Genomic DNA, 15,483 nt, shown 5'->3' on the forward strand with positions numbered 1-15,483 from the left:
GTGGGAGTTCACAACCCGAAGGTCGAGCTTCAGATTTCAAGCTCGTGGACGGACGTCACCGCGCCCGTCCGCCTGGAGGACGGGATCCGTCACCGGCGCGGGCGCGGCTCGGAGGGCGCCCGCGTCGACGCCTCGCAGATCACGCTGACCCTGAACGACCCGACCGGCAAATTCAACAGCCGGAACCCTCGGTCGCAGTACTACGGGCAGCTCGGTCGGAACATCCCGCTGCGGTACTCGGTGGACGGCGCGGCGGTCGCGCTGTCCATCCCGCCGGGCGCGGTCGGCCGGGCCTACGCCGCCAACCACGCCTCTTTCGCGGTCACCGACCTCGACGTCCGCGCCGAGGTCACCCCCGTCGCCTGGACCGGCGTCCGGACCAACCAGGCGTGGGAGGTCTGCGGTCGCTACGTCTTCGGAGACGCCAGCTGGTACCTCCTCGTCAACGACGACGGAAGCCTGTCTCTGACCTGGTCGGCGGACGGGTCGACGCTCAGGACTGCGACCAGCAACGCTGCGGTTCGTTTCGCGCCCGGAGAACGGGCCGCGATCCGAGCCACGCTGGACGTCAACAACGGCGCCTCGGGGCGGACGATCGTCTTCTACACCTCGACGTCGATCTCCGGGACCTGGACCCAGCTCGGCGACCCGATCGTTCAGGCCACCACCACCGCCGTCTGGGCCGGGTCGTCGCCGCTGCGGGTCGGCGACCTGCCTGACATCAGCACCCAGGCCATCGGGCGCCTGGTGCATGCGGTGCAGGTCCGCAACAACATCAACGGGACGATCGTCGCCAACCCTGTGTTCAACTCGCAGGTCAGCGGGGCGACCTCGTTCACGGACTCGGCCGGGCGTCTCTGGAGCACGGAGGGCGCGGCGGTCATCACGTCCCGTCGGTACCGTGCGATCGCCGAGGTGTCCGAGTGGGCGCCGCGCTGGCACATCTCGGGCAACGACGTGCGCGCCCCGTTGGTGGCCTCGGGGGTCATGCACCGCCTCAACCAGGGCCGCAAACCGTTGCCGTCCTCCCTGGCTCGGGGCATGCCGACGCTCCTCCCGGTCGCGTACTGGCCGATGGAGGGCGGCACGGACGCCACCCTCGCCTACAGCCCGATCCCCGGCGTGGCCCCCCTCGCGGTCACTGGCCTGCGTATGGGTGCGGACACCACCAACCCGGCGTCCGACGCCCTGCCCACCGTGGCGACGGGTGCGTCGATGGTGGGGCCGGTTCCGGTGCACACGCCGTCGGCGTGGACGGTTCATTTCCTGTACCGGGTGTCGTCGGTGCCGTCCACGTCGGGGCCGATCCTGCGGTGGATCACCACCGGGTCACCATGGAAAATCTGGACGATCTACTTCGGCAACAACACCGCCTACCTCAGCGTCGAGGACGGCGCGGGCGCGACCACCCTCGTGACGAGCACCAGCATGACGGGCCTGTTCGACGGCACCTGGCGCCGCATGATCATTCAGGTAATTCCCTCCGGCTCCGACATCTTTGTCGTCGGGAATCTCGGCTCGAACAGCCTGACCAGCACCACTATGGGCCGGATCACCGACGTCGCCACCGACTACTACGCCGCCCTCGACGGGAAGGTCAGCTTCGGCCACATCGCGATCTTCAACGACCAGATCTACAACTACACGTCCTACGACTCCGCCTGGCACGGCGAAGCCGCTGGCGCCCGCGTCTCCCGCCTCTGCTCGGAAGAGGCCGTACCGGTGGACGTGTGGGGCATCACCGACGGCCAGCAGGCCATGGGCTACCAGCGCCCCGGCAAACTGTTGGACGTCCTCGCCGAGAGTGAGGCCGCCGACGGCGGAATCCTGCTGGAGGACCGCGACCGCCTCGGCCTCGTCTACCGGACCCGAAGCAGCCTCTACACCCAGAACCCCATCCTCACGATCCCCTACGCGCACCTCGTCGAATTCGGGCCGCCCCGGGACGACGACAGCAGGATTCGCAACGACCGCACCGTCCGCCGCCAAGACGGCAACTACGGGCGCTGGACGGAGACCAGCGGCGCCCTCTCGACCCAGCAGCACCCGTTCGGTGTCGGTGTCTACGACGACGAGACCACCCTCAACCTGTCCGACGACGCCCAGTGTGAGCCGATCGCGCAGTGGCTCGTCCACCTCGGCACCGTCGATGAGGCCCGATACCCGCAGATCAAGATCTATCTGCACAAATACCCGCAGTACATCGACGCTGCCACCCGCCTGGAGGTCGGCTCGGTCGTCCGCGTCACCAACCTGCCTGCCCATCTCCCGCCCGGGCCGCTGGACTTGCTAGTCGAGGGCTTCACGGACGACGTCCGGTCCGAGTCCTGGGACCTCACCCTGGTATGCAGCCCGGCCAGCCCCTGGACGATCGCCGTAGCTGACCTGGCCAAAGCCGAGACGAGCGGGTCGTATCTCGCGTCTGCGATCTCCTCGACAGCAACGAGCTTGTCCGTGGCGACGGTCAGCGGCCCACTGTGGGCGACCAGCGCCGGCGACATGCCGATCAGCATCGAGATCGCCAGCGAGGTTATGACCGTCACCGCGATCTCCGGTAGCAGCAGCCCCCAGACGATGACCGTCGTCCGTGGGGTCAACGGCTACCAGGCGGCGCACCTCGTACTCGACCCCGTCACCCTGGCGCAGCCCGCGGTGGCCGCCCTGTAGAGAGGAGATTCGATGCCGATTCCGGCTGGAGGCACCATCACCGCCGCCGCGTTGCAGATGCTCGACGCGAAACCGATCGCCGTGCTGCAGCAGACGGTCACGCAGTCAGTTGCCAACGGAGCCTGGGCGGTGCTCACGATGGATAGCGAGATCACCGACCCGTACAACGGGCACTCGACCAGCAGCAATACGAGCCGCTACGTCTGCCAGTACGCGGGCTGGTACCGCATCACCGGCCGGGCCGCTTTCGCCACCAACTCGACCGGCAGCCGCGGATCCCGGATCCACAAAAACGGCAGCTTCATTCAGGGCGCGGCAAGCTTGGCTGGCGCGGGCACTCTGAACGGGATCTCGGAGGTGAGTCACGTGCTCTACCTGGCCGTATCCGATTACGTCGAGGTCGCCGGCGGCCAGAACAGCGGCGGCTCACTCAGCACCAGTTTCGCGGGCGAGGCCGCCTCAATGATGTACGTCGACTGGCTCCGGTCATGAGCCTTTGCGCGTGTGGCGAGCCCGCCGTGGTGCAGTGGCGACGGCGCCCGGCGAAGGCTGAGTTGGAGCGGATCGTCGAGGCCGAGTCAGCCCGGCGGGCGACCGCTGAGGGTCGCGGCCAGGTGGTAAGCCCCGAGGCGCCGGAGGCCGGGGCCGATGCGACGGTGCCCGTGTTCGCCTGCGTGGCTCACGCCCTGGCGCCGGAGGCTGCGGCGCGGGTCCACGACGCGAAGTGCACGGGCCCCGGAAAGTCCGGCTCGTGCGCCTGCACGGAGGCCGACCCGGAGTTCCCGTTCGAGCCGGACGGGGAGCAGCCCGCCCGGCCGCTCCCACCCGGCTGGTAGCCCACTCCCCTGAATCTCACGCCCCCGCCGTTGGCCGGGGCGTTCTTCATGCCCTGGAGGCATCGATGTCTCAGCCAGAGCCGTCCGTCGGACGGATCGTCCACTACGTCAGCTACGGCACCCCCGGCGGCGAGTACCCGTCCGTCTGCCGGGCCGCTGTGATCACCGAGGTCCCCGACCATCTGACCGCCGAGCCCTTCGACGGGTGCCCCAACGGCACCGAGGGTCAGTGGATCGCGGGCCTGGCCGTCCTCAACCCCGAGGGCTTCTTCTTCAACCGTGACGCCCAGCACTCCGAGGAGCAGCGCGGCGGCACCTGGCACTGGCCGGAGCGTGTGTGATGCCCTTCTCCCGAGACGCCTACGTCAACCTCCTCAGAGCCCAGACCGGCTATCACGAGGGCCGCGACAAGAACGGCAACTGGAACAACATCCAGCGCTTCTCCCCCGAAACGCCCGGCCTGGAGTGGAGCCAGGCCCAGGCCTGGTGCGCCACATTCACCGCGTGGGGCGCCGACGAACTCGGCGCCCGCAACCTGTGGCCGATCACCGCGTCCTGCTACTACGCCGTCGACTGGTGGAAGAAGGCCGGCCGCTGGACGGAGTACCCCGTCCTCGGCGGCCCGTTCTACCTGGGCCGGGTCGGCGAGGACCACGTCGGCGTGGTCTACGCGTACGACGAGACCAGCATCTACACCGTGGAGGGGAACACCAACGCGGGAGGCGCGTTCCAGGGCGACGGGGTGTATCAGCGCGTCCGGCCCCGCCGCGGTGCTGGCTCGCCGTACGGGTACGGCGTCCCGGACTTCACCGAGGGCACCGTGTCCGCCGACCCCAAGCTCGGCGGCACCAGGGCAGCATCCGTGCCGGTCCCGGCGCCGCCTCAGGTCCAGGTGTCCCTGTCCCGTCTCCAGGCCGCCGCCGACCGGGATCCCGGGCTCCGGCAGGGCGGGACCACCAGCCCGGCGGACGTCAACGTCGTTGAGGTCGCTCTGGCCCGCGAAGGGCTCCTCGCCGACGCCTACGCCCACGACGGGAGCTACGGCTCCCTCACCTGGACCGGCATGGGGAAGTGGCAGCGCCGCTACTCCGACGCCAAGAGCCTCGGCTGGAGCGCGACCGACTGCAACGGCCGGCCCGGCCGCACGTCGCTTACCGCGCTCGGCAAGAAGTACTCGTTCACCGTCATCGACTGATGGGCTACACCCACAGCACGCCTCCCACGGACTGGCCCGGACTGGAGATGACCGGCGTCACCAGGTTGACCGCCGACATCTACTACGGGTGGACAGCCATCGAGAACACTCCGCTGTTCTGGCACTGGTGTGCCGCGCTGGCAGACGTGGCCGACAGCCACACGGCCAGCGGGCGCTGGGTGGCCGCTGGCACCAGCACACACGCCCTCATCTCCCGTGACCCCCTGCACCTCGAACCTTCCCTGCTGTGGTCCTGCTGCGGCCTGCACGGCTTCGTGCGTGCCGGGCAATGGACCGACGCCTGAACTGATTGGAGACCGAACCATGTTCACCCTCGCCTTTTGGAAGGCCACCGCGGAGCGGAGCGTCCGCACCTTCGCCCAGGGCACGATCGGTGCGATCAGCGCCGACCAGCTCGGCGTCCTGGACGTCGACTGGGGACAGGCGGCATCCATCGGCGGCCTCGCCGCCGTCCTGGCCATCCTGACCGCCATCGCAACCTCGGGCGGCACCGAGGGCCCCGGCATCACCGAGACCGTCGCGGAACCCGCGCGCCCGTCCCGGCCGACCGCCGTCTGATCGGAGCAGCCACGTGCCCGAAGAGCTGAGCGTCGGTGAACTCGGGCGCACCGTGGATGCCTTGCGGCATGAGATTCAGGCCCTGGGCCAGGGCATCAACGCCCGCTTGGACCGGGTCGTGTCCACTGAGGTGTACTCCCTGCAATCGGCGTACACCGACCAGCGGATCACGGCCCTGTCCCAAGATCTACAGAAGGTGCACGATCAGCGGGACGCGCTGGAGACAGCTTTCGAGCAGTACCAGCTGACGGAGCGGGATCGGCGGGAGCGGGAGAGGCAGGCTCGGCTCTACCAGTTGATCGTGCCGATGCTCCTGGCGCTCTTGTCCGCGGCGGTCGCTATCTGGGCGGTGGTGTCGTGACTCGGGCACGGCGTACACCGTTGCGGCTGCCGCGCGCGGAGTGGCTGGGTGCGCTCACCGCTCTACTGATGCTGGCGTTTCTGGCCTGGCTGGCCGTGCAGGTCGTCACCCTGACCCATGACCTACGGGACGCGAACGGGGCGCGCGATGCCCTGGCGCGACAGGTCCTCGACCTCGGCGCCACACCGGTGGCCGGGGCGCCAGGCTCACGCGGGGACGTCGGCCCGTCGGGGTCACCTGGGCGTGCGGGCGAGGCTGGGGACGTCGGCCCGTCCGGGCCTCCTGGACCGTCCGGTCCTCCCGGTGCTTCGGGAGCGCCGGGTCCCAGCGGTACCCCGGGTGCGCCTGGGGTGGGCCTGACCGGAGCGCCGGGCGCGGCGGGAGCCGCAGGTCCGGCAGGGCAGCCCGGATCGCAAGGCCCCGCAGGCCCTGCCGGTCCACAGGGAGAACAGGGCCCTCAGGGTGAACGGGGGCCTGCGGGCGAGCCGGGGCCGGCCGGGTCACCGTGCCCGTCGGGCTACAGGCTCCAGCCGCCACCGGGAGACCCGGACGCGCTGGTCTGCCGCCGAGACACCCCGCCAGCGCCGTCCCCGACATCCACATCCGCCGCCCTGGACCCGAACCGGCGGAAGTACCCCTGACAGGAGGCCGTCATGCCGCTGCCCGCGCAGCGCACCGTCCACGGGACGGTCGCCGATCTGTTCACCGGCGCCGAACCGACCACGAGCATCACCATAACCGCGCTCCCGAGACGCTGGACGGACGAGACCGGCGACCAGCTCCTCGTCAGCCCGGACCACACCGTCCCGGTCACGAGCGGCACCTGGTCGATCGCGTTGGTACCGACCGATGCGGCCGGGATCGAGCCGGTGACGGGTCGCTACTACCGGATCCAGGAAGTGATCAGCGGGGTACCCCGTCGGGCCCGGACGTTCGAGGTGCCCACGGGAGACATGACGCCGATCAGCATCCTGGCCCTGCTGGTGGACGATCCGGGCCTCCCGGGGTACGTACGCGGTGCGACCGGCCCGCAGGGACCAGAGGGACCAGAGGGACCAGAGGGACCGGCCGGATCCAGTGGCACGCCGGGCGCGCATGCCGGGACGCACAGCTCCGGCGGCTCCGACCCCGTGTCTCCGGCGTCCATCGGCGCCGCCACTATGTCCGCGCTGTCCACGCACACCGCTGCGACAACAAGTGTTCACGGCATCGCTGATACGGGTCTCCTGGAGACCACGGCGGGGGCCGCGGCAAAGGTCTCTGCGCACGCTGGCGCCTCCGACCCGCACGCCGACCGGGCGTACGCGGACACCAACCTGCTGGCCAAGGCGGCGAACCTGTCCGACGTCGCCAACCCCGCGACCTCCCGCACGAGCCTGGGGCTCGGTTCGAGTGCCACCCGCAACGTCGGAGCCTCAGCGGGCACGGTGGCGGCGGGTGACGACAGCCGGCTGACCGATGCCCGGATGCCCACCTCGCACGCGACATCGCACGGTACGGGCGGCTCGGACCCGGTCACCCCGGCGGCGATCGGCGCCGCGACCGCCTCGGCGCTGACCACTCACACCGGGGCGAGCACCAGTGTGCACGGCATCCCAGACACGGCCGCGCTGGAGACCACTACCGGCGCAGCCGGGAAGGTTACCGCGCACGTGGGCGCGAGCGATCCTCATGCTGACCGGGCCTTCGCGACAAGCGCGGTGGCGGCTCTGTCCGCCCTGACCCAGACGGTCTCGAAGGCGGTCGACGAGCCGCGCACAGCGGTCACGACGGTGTCCGACGACGGGCATCTGTTCGCGTCGCTGGAGGCCAACTCGGTCTACAAGTTCAACGCGACCTTGCTGTTCGACGGCCCAGAAGCCGCAGACGCGACCATCACGTTCACCGTGCCGTCCGGAGCGACCGGAGGCTGGACCCCGCTCGCGGGCACGCTCGGCACGACTGTCCCGGACGGCTCCGCGCAGCTGAAGGTGGCTGCCCGCCAGTTCGGCAGCAACTCGGACATCGGCGTCATGGCGTCCTCGGCGACCCTGGCGGGGATCATGGCCATGCCCACCGGCATCGTGGCGACCGGAGGTACCCCGGGGCTGCTGCGGCTGCGGTGGGCGCAGCAGACGTCCAACGCGACGGCCGTGAACCTGAAGGCGGGATCCGTCCTCCAGGTCATTAAGGTGTCCGGCAGCGGCCCGGCCGCGTCCGGGATCGATCTGGCGCAGGCGTACCCGTTGCCGTCGGACCAGGGGCTCCTGGCGTGGACAGGGGACCCGAACGACGCCGGGCACGTCACCGCGCAGTCGAACGGTGGTGTCGCGGGCCGGGTGACGTTGGTGAAGATGCAGATCAGGAAGTCGATCACGTGGTCGAAGATTTGGTTCGGGCTCGCTGGTGTCGATTCGGGCGCGACGCTCGCGAACTGCTACCTCGGCGTCTACAACAGCTCGGGCACGCTCGTCGGCGTGACCGCAGACATCTCCTCGAACTTGATGTCCGGTGCGACCGGCAAGTCCGTGGACCTGATGAGCCCGTTCACCGCCAGCCCCGGCGAGTACTTCGTGGCGATGCTCCTCAACGGCACGTGGTCCACCAACGTCCTCACTTTCAAGGCGACCGGCGCCGGGATCACGGTCAACTCGGGCACCTTGGCGGCGCCGCGGCTGCGGTACTCGAACATGCTCTCGGGGCAGACCAGCCTCCCTGGCACCCTCGACCTCACTCAGCAGACGACGACGATCATCAACACTGGCTGGGCGTCGCAGTGGTACGGCGTATCTTGACCCCAGCACAGCACAGCGCCCCCTCTCGCCTTCGGGCGGGAGGGGGCGCTTTCGTGCGTCCGGGTCAGCTCTTCTCACCGATGGCCGCCCGCAGCCAGTCGAGCGGACCCTGACCGAGTAGCTCGTCGGCGAGTCTCTGCCCGGTCTCGGTCGTCAGGCGGGCCCGGCTGTTGTCGATCCACCGTTGGGCCGCTTCGTAGCCCTGGGCTCGGTACTCGATGCCCTGGAGCAGGCACTCCAGCTTGTCGGCATCGCGCGCACAGATGGCCTCCGCCGAATCCTTCCCCTCGTACTCGGCGACCAGCTCTTGAATCGTGGCGGCCAGCAGTTCCGGCATGCCTGCTGTCTGGTCGGCCGTCACCGCCTCGGGGTCGGCGCCGGTCGAGTACTTCTTACCCAGATGGTTGACGTCCCCGGTGCGGGTCTCCTGGGTGTCGTGCCACACGGCGAGGAACGCGGCCCGCGCGGGGTCGGCGCCCTCCAGCTTCGCGATAATCGACGCGATGAGAGAGGTCCGCCAGGAGTGTTCGGCGACGCTCTCGGGCTGCTTGACGCCGGCCATCCACCAGCCCGTCCGGGCCGCGTTCTTCAGGGTGCCCGCCTCATAGAGGAAGCGCGCCACCGCGGACAGGTCGTCAGCCACGTCTGTCTCCTTCTCACGCCTCAGCAAGGCGGATCGCGTACCGAATGCCCTCAAGCTCACGACGCGCGCGCGTCGACGGCTCAGTGCCATCCAACAGCACGGGCAGTAGGTCACGCAGGGCGCCTCCGGCAGGGGACGTGCGCAGGAGCCCGGGACGGGCAGCGAGCAGCGCCCAGAGGGTGTGGACGTTGAGGTCGAAGAACCCGCGGTCAGGGGCGAGGCCGGTGACGAGATGCTGGAGCAGCTTGTGCCCGTGCCAGGTGGGCGTACCGCGGGTAGCGATGAAGTCGTCCGAGAGCTGAACGTGCGTGCTCTCCCCGATCCAGTACGCCCAGTAAGCCAGGTTGGCGGCCTCGCCTGCGTCGTCATCGTCCAGGGTCGTGGTGATGAAGTGCTGCATCCGGTCCCGGTCCCCCTGCCTCGCAGCAACGGCCGCGACTGATCGCGCTGTAAGCCAGCGGGTCAGCCAGTCGTCCGGCCGTTCCGCGCGCTGCTGTTGGCTCAGCCAGCTCGGGGTATCGGGGGCATCGTCGTAGCCTGCGAGGTACAGGGCTTGGCGTCGGAGGAGAAAGTCACCGCCGCGCGCCTCCTCTGCCGTGCGTCGCATCCGCCGGAAGAACCGCCGCCGGTCGTCGGGGGCCAGCTCGGGGCGTGTGGGGGCGGGTCCTCGGCGGGGCCGTGCGGGCACATCGAGTCCACGCATCGGCTCAGGAGTGACGCCGTTCAGCGGCCAGGCCAGCACTTCGACGAGGTCGCGCTGCATCACCCACGCGCCCAGCGGGCTGTCGCTGGTGGGACCGTCGTCCGTGAGGGCGCTGGCGAGGAGGACGTCCGCTTCGAGCCCCTTGTCGAGGGCGAGGAGCAGAGCGGGGCTGATGCCCATACGCATGAGGCGGTGTCGGTGCACGAGCATCTGGCCCACGGCAAGGGCGGTCAGGGGGCGGCGCCCGGACTCCCATCCGGCGACCGTGTCCGTCGACACTCCGAATGCCTCGGCGAGTGAGTCCTGCGTGTGTGCAAGTTGCTCGCGGATCATCCGGAAGACGTAGCCGGACACTATGCCGCCGTGGCCGCGTCGAGGGTTTCCCTGACTGCGGGTCAGGGTCGTGGTGCCGTCGCTGCTCAAGGCGTCTCCTCTGCCAGCTCGCAGGTCCAAACTACCCGTACTCCGGGTCACTTCGTGAGGGATGACGGAATACCTAGGCTCGTCTTACCACCCGCTGACGAGGCAGGGAGTACGGCCATGAAAGTCCGGGAGACCGGCACGAGCACGGCGGCGTTCGGGCACGAGAATCACCCCCTGCTGCGCCAGCGGGTACGCGACCCCGCGAGCCTGCGCGAAGGCGTCCTCATGGCCGTGGTTCGTGAGCCGCTCAATCTCGCGGGCGGCGAGCAGCGCGAGACCCGGACCGCATACGTCCGGGCCGACGACGGCATCGAGTTCACCGCGTCGCCGATGACCCTGGAGTTGACGTGACCGCGGGCAGAGTCTGCGCCCGTTGTCACCAGCCGGTCGGTGCTGACGGTCGGGAGATCGTTCGGCACTCGTCCTCGGGCGCCCGACCGAACTCACTCGTCCACGCCAGCCTCGCCGTGTGCAATGCGGCCCTGGCCCGTACCCAGCAGCACTGAGCGTTCCGCCGCCAGCACCCGGCCCGCACCTCCTGACCCAGACCTAAGGAGACCCGCATGTCGCACCCCGTCCCGCCCCCCTGCTCGACCAAGCACCCGGACAACCCGATCCCGCCGTCCGTCACGCCCGTCCGGGCGCTCCTGTCCGACGCCGAGTTCTCCGGCGTCCTCGCGACCGTCCTCGACGCCAACCCCGGCATGGACATCAGCATGGGGTCGCGAATCGTCATCGAGGCCCTCAAGTTCGTGGTGGCCGGCACTCGGACGACGTTCGGCGTCGCCCCGTCCCGCGTGGTCGATGAGGGCTGGCATGCGCTCATCCTGCACACGGCCCTGTACCAGTCGCTGTGCGCACGCCTCGGCGGCAACTTCGTCCACCACTACCCGGAGCGGCCGGACACCGGCCGCTACGACCCGGAGGTCCACGCCCGCACCGCTGAGGCGATCCGCGCGGCTGGGTACGAGCCGGACCCCCAGCTGTGGGCGGGCCCGGAGGACGACCTCGTCTCCGTCTCGGCGAAGTGCCAGCACGCCCCGAACTGCGCCATCCGTCCGATGCCGAAGCCCGAGTGGCCGGTAGCCTGACGCCCTCACAGGGAGGTTGCAATGACGGAATGGATCGACCCCAGGTACGCGGAGCTGGTTGCCGAGTGGGACGCGGCCCAGCAACCGGACTCGCGTGACCCGGACGAACCTCGGCCCGTGCGCGGCTTCATCGTGCCGCGCGCCTAGGGCTGACCCGTGAACCGCCCCGGCCGGCACTCCCCCCGCCGGCCGGGGCTACTCCCAGAGCGAGCGCTGCGGGTCGAGTCTCACTAGAGGCTGACTTGAGCCGCCGCTTTGGCCGGGATGCACCACATCCGGATATGCCTTTCAGTCAGTACGATGTGCTCATGCCAGATGTGAGGCACATCTTCCGCTTAGCCTGACCTACTCCCGCACGAGGTGCGCGAGCGGGACCTTTACGGCCCGCGCGAGGCGCAGCCAGACCGTCAACCTGGCGTCGCTCGTCCCACCCTCCAGGCGTACGACCGTTTTGCGGTCGATCCCGGCCAGCTCGGCGAGCTGTTCTTGTGAGAGGTGGGCGTCAGTGCGGGCGTCTCGGAGGCGTGCCCCGATGGCCCGGCGGCGGGCGACTGCCCAGGTGGGCGGCGGATCGGTAGACACTCGCCCAACGCTTTAACGATCTTGACGATTTGTCTGTACCTGGCCAGGTACATCTAACGATCAGGTGTACGGGCCAATCGGTTGACCGAAACCCATTGCGTCAGTGGCTCAAAGCACTCAAGGTGCTTACACATCCGCACCGAACGACAGCCCAGGGTGATACCACGTGCACGATTTGCCCGACCCTCACCGCGCCAGACTCGACCCGACCGAGCGCATGCGTCGCGACAACGCCGCCCGCACCCTCGCCGCTTCACGGATAACGGACCTGGCCGCCCTGGGCGCCGCTGGCTCCATCCTCATGATCGAGGCGCTCCGCAGCGCCCTCGACGACACCCTCCGGCTCCTGGAGACACACGCCGAGTAGACTCCACCGCCTGCCCGACCATCCCCCTGGGCCTCCGCAGCCCAGGGGGTTTCCCTTGCCCCCGAACACCCATGCGCAGTAGAAATCTCTCGGGGGCGCTCATGTGCGCGTACCACTTCAAGGAGTGGTGCTCCACCGCCCAGATCCGGTCGAACCCCATCTGTTCGGCGAGCACCGCCTGCTCGACGCAGTCACGGATGACCTGGTGCTCGCGCTCCACGGTCGGGTCGGCCAGCTGCGCTTCGAAGATGACGGAGAACTTCACTTATGCCTCCAGGGTTGCGTCCCGTGCCCGGTCTCACTTCAATTCGAAATATGACTAGTAGTCAGACCTCGAAGAAGCAAGACCTTCCGCCGACCGCGTGGGCGGTGCTCGGTCTGCTGTCCTTCCCCGGCGAGCGCACCGGCTACGAGCTGAAGAAGTGGGCCGACTCCTCCCTGCGCTTCTTCTACTGGTCCCCCGCGATCAGCCAGATCTACGCCGAACTGCGCCGACTGGAAGAGCTGGGCTACGCGGCCTCCACCCGCTCGGGACCCGAGGAGGCTCGCGCCAAGCGCCGCTACGTCATCACCGATGCGGGCCGCGAGGCCCTCGCGGGCTGGGCCGGGGACACCGCGGAGGCCGGCCCCCCGGTGCTCAAGCACGGGCTGCTGCTGCGGATCTGGCTCGGACACCTCTCGGAGCCGCGGGAGCTGCGCGCGATGGTCACCGAGCACCTGGAGCGCACCCGCGACGAACTGGCCGCCGTCCGGGAGGCCATGGAGCACGCGGCGGACGTCCGCGAGTGGGCCTTCCCCACCCTCGCGCTGCGTTGGAGCGAGCGGCAGCACCTGGCGGAACTGGAACTGGCCGAGGCCCTCCTCGCCGACCTGGAGCAGGCCGGGGCGCGGGCCGGGACGCGGGCCGGGGACGGGACGCGGGCAACGGCGCAGGCCGGGGAGGCGACCCTCGCCGAGCCGGCGGAGCGCGAACGTCAAGCCGACGGGGACGCGCCCACGCCCGGGTGACGCGACAGGGCGGCGACGGGCCGCCGCGGGGCCGCGGACCCCGGCGGGAAGCGGCCGGGCGACCTCCGCACGGCCGGTCCCCTCGCGGGGCGGGCGCACTAGCATGCGTCCTCACCGCGCGCGGCCGGTCGGGACACCGCGACCGCGCGGGAGCCGCCGTCGACGGAAGCGAGAGAACCTTGACTTTCCTCACCATCGGTCACCGCGGGGTCATGGGCGTGGAACCGGAGAACACCCTCCGGTCGTTCGTCCGCGCGGAACGTGCCGGAATGGACGTCATCGCCCTGGACGTCCGCCTCAGCAAGGACGGCTCGCTGGCCGTCCTGCACGACGCCGCGGTGGACCGCACCACAGACGGCGCGGGCGCCGTCGCCGACCTGACCCTCGCGGAACTGCGCGAACTGGACGCCGGCCAGGGCGAACGCGTACCGGTCCTGGACGAGGTGCTGGAGGCGGTCCGCACACCGCTCCTGGCCGAAGTCCGGGATCCGGCGAGCGCCGGAGCCCTCGCGGACCTGCTGCTGCGCCGGGACCTGACCTCCCGGGTGGAGGTGGCCTCCCACGACGGGGAACTGCTCGCCTCGCTCGCCCGGCGGGTGCCCGGGCTCCGCACCGCGCTGCGCGTCGACGGCCGGCCCGACCGGCCCGAGGAACTCCTGGCGCGGGCCCGGCAGGCGGCGGCGGAGACCCTGGCCTTGGACATCCGCGGGATCAGCCTGGACACCGTGGAGGCGGCCCACGGGGCCGGGCTCCGCGTGACGGGCTGGACGGTCAACACCCTGGAACTGCTACGGCTGGCGCGCGCCCTCCAATTGGACGGCGCGGCCACCGACTTCCCGGAGATCCGCAGCACGGGCCGGTTCACCGCCTGAGCGGCGGGCGGGCCCGCGCGAGGTTCCGTCAGAGGGCCTTGACGAGCAGCTCGAAGGCGAGGTCGTCGCGGCGCGGGACGCCGAAACGCTCGTCGCCGTAGGGGAAGGGGCTCATCTCGCCGGTGCGCTCGTAACCGCGGCGCACGTAGTAGGCGATGAGCTCCTCCCGTACGTTCACCACCGTCATCCGCATCTCCTTGGCGCCCCAGGTGTCGCGGGCGCGGCGTTCGGCCTCGGCCAGGATCTCCCGGCCGAGACCGCCGCCCTGGAGGCCGGGGCGGACCGCGAACATGCCGAAGTAGACGTGGTCCGCCCGGTGTTCGAGCTGGCAGCAGGCGACGATCTCGCCCGCGCGCTCGACGACCATCAGCACCCCGTCCTCGTGGCCGATGACCGCTCGGACGCCTTCCGCGCTGGTCCGCTGCCCGTCGAGGTAGTCGGCCTCGGTGGTCCATCCGGCACGGCTGGCGTCGCCCCGGTAGGCGGACTCGACCAGGGCCACCAGCTCCGGGACATCCGCCTCCACGGCACTGCGGAAACTCAGGGAGGTGGGCTGCGCGGTGGACATCGGGGCTCCGTTCGGTGGGGCGGCATATGCGCATGCCGCCGTGGCAGGCAGAGCCTAACGCGCGTCGGCGTGCGGGCGGCGTGAAGGGGGCATCTCTTCCGGTGACGCCGACGAACCGGGAGGTTCCGCCGTGCACGGATCCGCCATGTCCCTCTCCCTCCTCTCCGCCCCGGCGGTCTGCGCCTGGCTGGTGGTGCTGGTCTGCGCCGCGAGCGGTACGTACTGCCTGCTGCGGGCGCGCAGAGCGGACGGCGCCGTCCGCGGGGCCGCGGCGGGCGAGGCGGTCATGGGCCTCGGGATGGCCGTGATGGCGGTCCCGTCCGGGACGGGACGCTGGGGGCCGCCGATCCTGTTGGCCGTCTTCTGCGGGGCCACCGCGCACGCGCTGTGGCTGCTGCGCGGCGGCCCCCGCCACGCGCACCACGTGCACCACCTGGTGGGCTCGCTGGCGATGGCCTACATGGCGTACGCCGGGTTGTCGATGGCCTCGGGGCACGGGCACGGCCCCATGGGGCCGCCGGCGGTGACCGGGGCGCTGCTCGTCTACTTCTCCGCGTACGTCCTGCTGGGCGGGGCCCGGCTGATGGGCGCCGCGGCCGGCCCCGCGGGGCGGGTGGCGCTGCCCGGGGTGGGGACCGCGGGCGGCGGGAGCGACGTCGCAACGGGCTACGGGGAACTGACCCGGGCCTGCCGACTGGCCATGGGAACCGGCATGTTGGCCATGTTGCTGATCATGTGAGGCCGCGCGCCGATCACGCGCGGAGGCGGGAAACCCGGGCGGAACGTGTGCTGCGTCACCAATGCGGCGGGACCG

At 70.4% G+C, this 15,483-nt stretch carries 19 protein-coding genes and 1 pseudogene; 15 read left to right on the forward strand and 5 right to left on the reverse strand.

Features of this window, described 5'->3' with window-relative positions:
- The 8 genes from ACIOD1_RS13055 (at position 1) to ACIOD1_RS13090 (ending at position 8,412) form a co-directional block, all read left to right on the forward strand.
- Positions 1–2,667, forward strand: a complete 2,667-nt coding sequence (locus ACIOD1_RS13055; protein WP_401902115.1) for a hypothetical protein — start codon at positions 1–3, stop codon at positions 2,665–2,667.
- A gap of 12 nt (positions 2,668–2,679) precedes the next feature.
- Positions 2,680–3,159 carry a hypothetical protein gene (locus ACIOD1_RS13060; RefSeq protein WP_401902118.1) on the forward strand — a complete coding sequence of 160 codons (480 nt, stop codon included), beginning with the start codon at positions 2,680–2,682 and terminating at the stop codon, positions 3,157–3,159.
- A gap of 409 nt (positions 3,160–3,568) precedes the next feature.
- Entirely contained in the window at positions 3,569–3,844 is a 276-nt protein-coding gene (locus tag ACIOD1_RS13065; RefSeq protein WP_401902121.1) for a hypothetical protein, read from the forward strand.
- Positions 3,844–4,698 carry a hypothetical protein gene (locus ACIOD1_RS13070; protein ID WP_401902123.1) on the forward strand — a complete coding sequence of 285 codons (855 nt, stop codon included), beginning with the start codon at positions 3,844–3,846 and terminating at the stop codon, positions 4,696–4,698. Before ACIOD1_RS13065 ends, ACIOD1_RS13070 begins: the two co-directional genes overlap by 1 nt.
- A complete protein-coding gene (locus ACIOD1_RS13075; protein WP_401902126.1) occupies positions 4,698–5,003 on the forward strand; it encodes a hypothetical protein in 306 nt (101 codons plus the stop codon). Before ACIOD1_RS13070 ends, ACIOD1_RS13075 begins: the two co-directional genes overlap by 1 nt.
- 19 nt (positions 5,004–5,022) lie before the next feature.
- The gene (locus ACIOD1_RS13080) at positions 5,023–5,277 is read left to right on the forward strand and encodes a holin (protein WP_401902128.1); all 255 of its coding nucleotides are present in this window, start codon (positions 5,023–5,025) and stop codon (positions 5,275–5,277) included.
- Between the two features lie 13 nt (positions 5,278–5,290).
- A complete protein-coding gene (locus ACIOD1_RS13085; protein WP_362868307.1) occupies positions 5,291–5,638 on the forward strand; it encodes a hypothetical protein in 348 nt (115 codons plus the stop codon).
- A gap of 653 nt (positions 5,639–6,291) precedes the next feature.
- Positions 6,292–8,412 (forward strand): hypothetical protein, encoded by a 2,121-nt coding sequence (locus tag ACIOD1_RS13090; RefSeq protein WP_401902130.1) that lies wholly within the window; start codon positions 6,292–6,294, stop codon positions 8,410–8,412.
- 64 nt (positions 8,413–8,476) lie between these two features.
- Here ACIOD1_RS13090 and ACIOD1_RS13095 read toward each other — a convergent pair whose 3' ends face one another.
- Positions 8,477–9,055 (reverse strand): HD family hydrolase, encoded by a 579-nt coding sequence (locus tag ACIOD1_RS13095; protein WP_401902133.1) that lies wholly within the window; start codon positions 9,053–9,055, stop codon positions 8,477–8,479.
- A gap of 13 nt (positions 9,056–9,068) precedes the next feature.
- Positions 9,069–10,181 carry a helix-turn-helix domain-containing protein gene (locus ACIOD1_RS13100; protein ID WP_401902135.1) on the reverse strand — a complete coding sequence of 371 codons (1,113 nt, stop codon included), beginning with the start codon at positions 10,179–10,181 and terminating at the stop codon, positions 9,069–9,071.
- Between the two features lie 117 nt (positions 10,182–10,298).
- Here ACIOD1_RS13100 and ACIOD1_RS13105 point away from each other — a divergent pair, with 117 nt between their 5' ends.
- From ACIOD1_RS13105 to ACIOD1_RS13115, 3 genes are all read left to right on the forward strand, one after another.
- Complete coding sequence (locus ACIOD1_RS13105; RefSeq protein ID WP_401902137.1) at positions 10,299–10,532, forward strand: hypothetical protein; 234 nt, start codon at positions 10,299–10,301, stop codon at positions 10,530–10,532.
- Between the two features lie 212 nt (positions 10,533–10,744).
- Positions 10,745–11,272 carry a hypothetical protein gene (locus ACIOD1_RS13110; protein ID WP_401902139.1) on the forward strand — a complete coding sequence of 176 codons (528 nt, stop codon included), beginning with the start codon at positions 10,745–10,747 and terminating at the stop codon, positions 11,270–11,272.
- Between the two features lie 21 nt (positions 11,273–11,293).
- Complete coding sequence (locus ACIOD1_RS13115; protein WP_401902142.1) at positions 11,294–11,419, forward strand: hypothetical protein; 126 nt, start codon at positions 11,294–11,296, stop codon at positions 11,417–11,419.
- 198 nt (positions 11,420–11,617) lie between these two features.
- Here ACIOD1_RS13115 and ACIOD1_RS13120 read toward each other — a convergent pair whose 3' ends face one another.
- Positions 11,618–11,854: a helix-turn-helix transcriptional regulator gene (locus ACIOD1_RS13120; RefSeq protein WP_401902144.1), complete on the reverse strand. Its 237-nt coding sequence runs from the start codon at positions 11,852–11,854 to the stop codon at positions 11,618–11,620.
- Between the two features lie 166 nt (positions 11,855–12,020).
- On the opposite strand from ACIOD1_RS13120, the gene ACIOD1_RS13125 reads away from it, so the two are divergent.
- Positions 12,021–12,221: a hypothetical protein gene (locus tag ACIOD1_RS13125; protein ID WP_401902360.1), complete on the forward strand. Its 201-nt coding sequence runs from the start codon at positions 12,021–12,023 to the stop codon at positions 12,219–12,221.
- Positions 12,222–12,282: 61 nt separating this feature from the next.
- Here ACIOD1_RS13125 and ACIOD1_RS13130 read toward each other — a convergent pair.
- Positions 12,283–12,486: pseudogene (locus tag ACIOD1_RS13130) on the reverse strand (LLM class flavin-dependent oxidoreductase); the annotation flags it as partial.
- 50 nt (positions 12,487–12,536) lie between these two features.
- On the opposite strand from ACIOD1_RS13130, the gene ACIOD1_RS13135 reads away from it, so the two are divergent.
- Both ACIOD1_RS13135 and ACIOD1_RS13140 read left to right on the forward strand, forming a co-directional pair.
- On the forward strand, positions 12,537–13,229 hold the full coding sequence (locus tag ACIOD1_RS13135; protein WP_401902145.1) for a PadR family transcriptional regulator: 693 nt from the start codon (positions 12,537–12,539) through the stop codon (positions 13,227–13,229).
- 179 nt (positions 13,230–13,408) lie between these two features.
- Complete coding sequence (locus ACIOD1_RS13140; protein ID WP_365623710.1) at positions 13,409–14,101, forward strand: glycerophosphodiester phosphodiesterase family protein; 693 nt, start codon at positions 13,409–13,411, stop codon at positions 14,099–14,101.
- Positions 14,102–14,129: 28 nt separating this feature from the next.
- Here ACIOD1_RS13140 and ACIOD1_RS13145 read toward each other — a convergent pair whose 3' ends face one another.
- On the reverse strand, positions 14,130–14,669 hold the full coding sequence (locus ACIOD1_RS13145; protein WP_365623712.1) for a GNAT family N-acetyltransferase: 540 nt from the start codon (positions 14,667–14,669) through the stop codon (positions 14,130–14,132).
- Positions 14,670–14,814: 145 nt separating this feature from the next.
- On the opposite strand from ACIOD1_RS13145, the gene ACIOD1_RS13150 reads away from it, so the two are divergent.
- Positions 14,815–15,408 carry a DUF5134 domain-containing protein gene (locus ACIOD1_RS13150; protein WP_365623714.1) on the forward strand — a complete coding sequence of 198 codons (594 nt, stop codon included), beginning with the start codon at positions 14,815–14,817 and terminating at the stop codon, positions 15,406–15,408.
- The last annotated feature ends 75 nt before the right edge of the window (positions 15,409–15,483 follow it).

Origin of the sequence: Streptomyces sp. NPDC088097, from assembly GCF_044741845.1 — a bacterium.
Classification (GTDB): Bacteria; Actinomycetota; Actinomycetes; order Streptomycetales; family Streptomycetaceae; genus Streptomyces.

Coding starts and splice junctions, on each gene's coding strand:
- ACIOD1_RS13080 (WP_401902128.1), top strand. CDS start 5,023: ATGTTCACCCTCGCCTTTTGGAAGGCCACCGCGGAGCGGAGCGTCCGC.
- ACIOD1_RS13060 (WP_401902118.1), top strand. CDS start 2,680: ATGCCGATTCCGGCTGGAGGCACCATCACCGCCGCCGCGTTGCAGATG.
- ACIOD1_RS13115 (WP_401902142.1), top strand. CDS start 11,294: ATGACGGAATGGATCGACCCCAGGTACGCGGAGCTGGTTGCCGAGTGG.
- ACIOD1_RS13145 (WP_365623712.1), bottom strand. CDS start 14,669: ATGTCCACCGCGCAGCCCACCTCCCTGAGTTTCCGCAGTGCCGTGGAG.
- ACIOD1_RS13150 (WP_365623714.1), top strand. CDS start 14,815: ATGTCCCTCTCCCTCCTCTCCGCCCCGGCGGTCTGCGCCTGGCTGGTG.
- ACIOD1_RS13070 (WP_401902123.1), top strand. CDS start 3,844: ATGCCCTTCTCCCGAGACGCCTACGTCAACCTCCTCAGAGCCCAGACC.
- ACIOD1_RS13065 (WP_401902121.1), top strand. CDS start 3,569: ATGTCTCAGCCAGAGCCGTCCGTCGGACGGATCGTCCACTACGTCAGC.
- ACIOD1_RS13135 (WP_401902145.1), top strand. CDS start 12,537: ATGACTAGTAGTCAGACCTCGAAGAAGCAAGACCTTCCGCCGACCGCG.
- ACIOD1_RS13110 (WP_401902139.1), top strand. CDS start 10,745: ATGTCGCACCCCGTCCCGCCCCCCTGCTCGACCAAGCACCCGGACAAC.
- ACIOD1_RS13075 (WP_401902126.1), top strand. CDS start 4,698: ATGGGCTACACCCACAGCACGCCTCCCACGGACTGGCCCGGACTGGAG.
- ACIOD1_RS13090 (WP_401902130.1), top strand. CDS start 6,292: ATGCCGCTGCCCGCGCAGCGCACCGTCCACGGGACGGTCGCCGATCTG.
- ACIOD1_RS13105 (WP_401902137.1), top strand. CDS start 10,299: ATGAAAGTCCGGGAGACCGGCACGAGCACGGCGGCGTTCGGGCACGAG.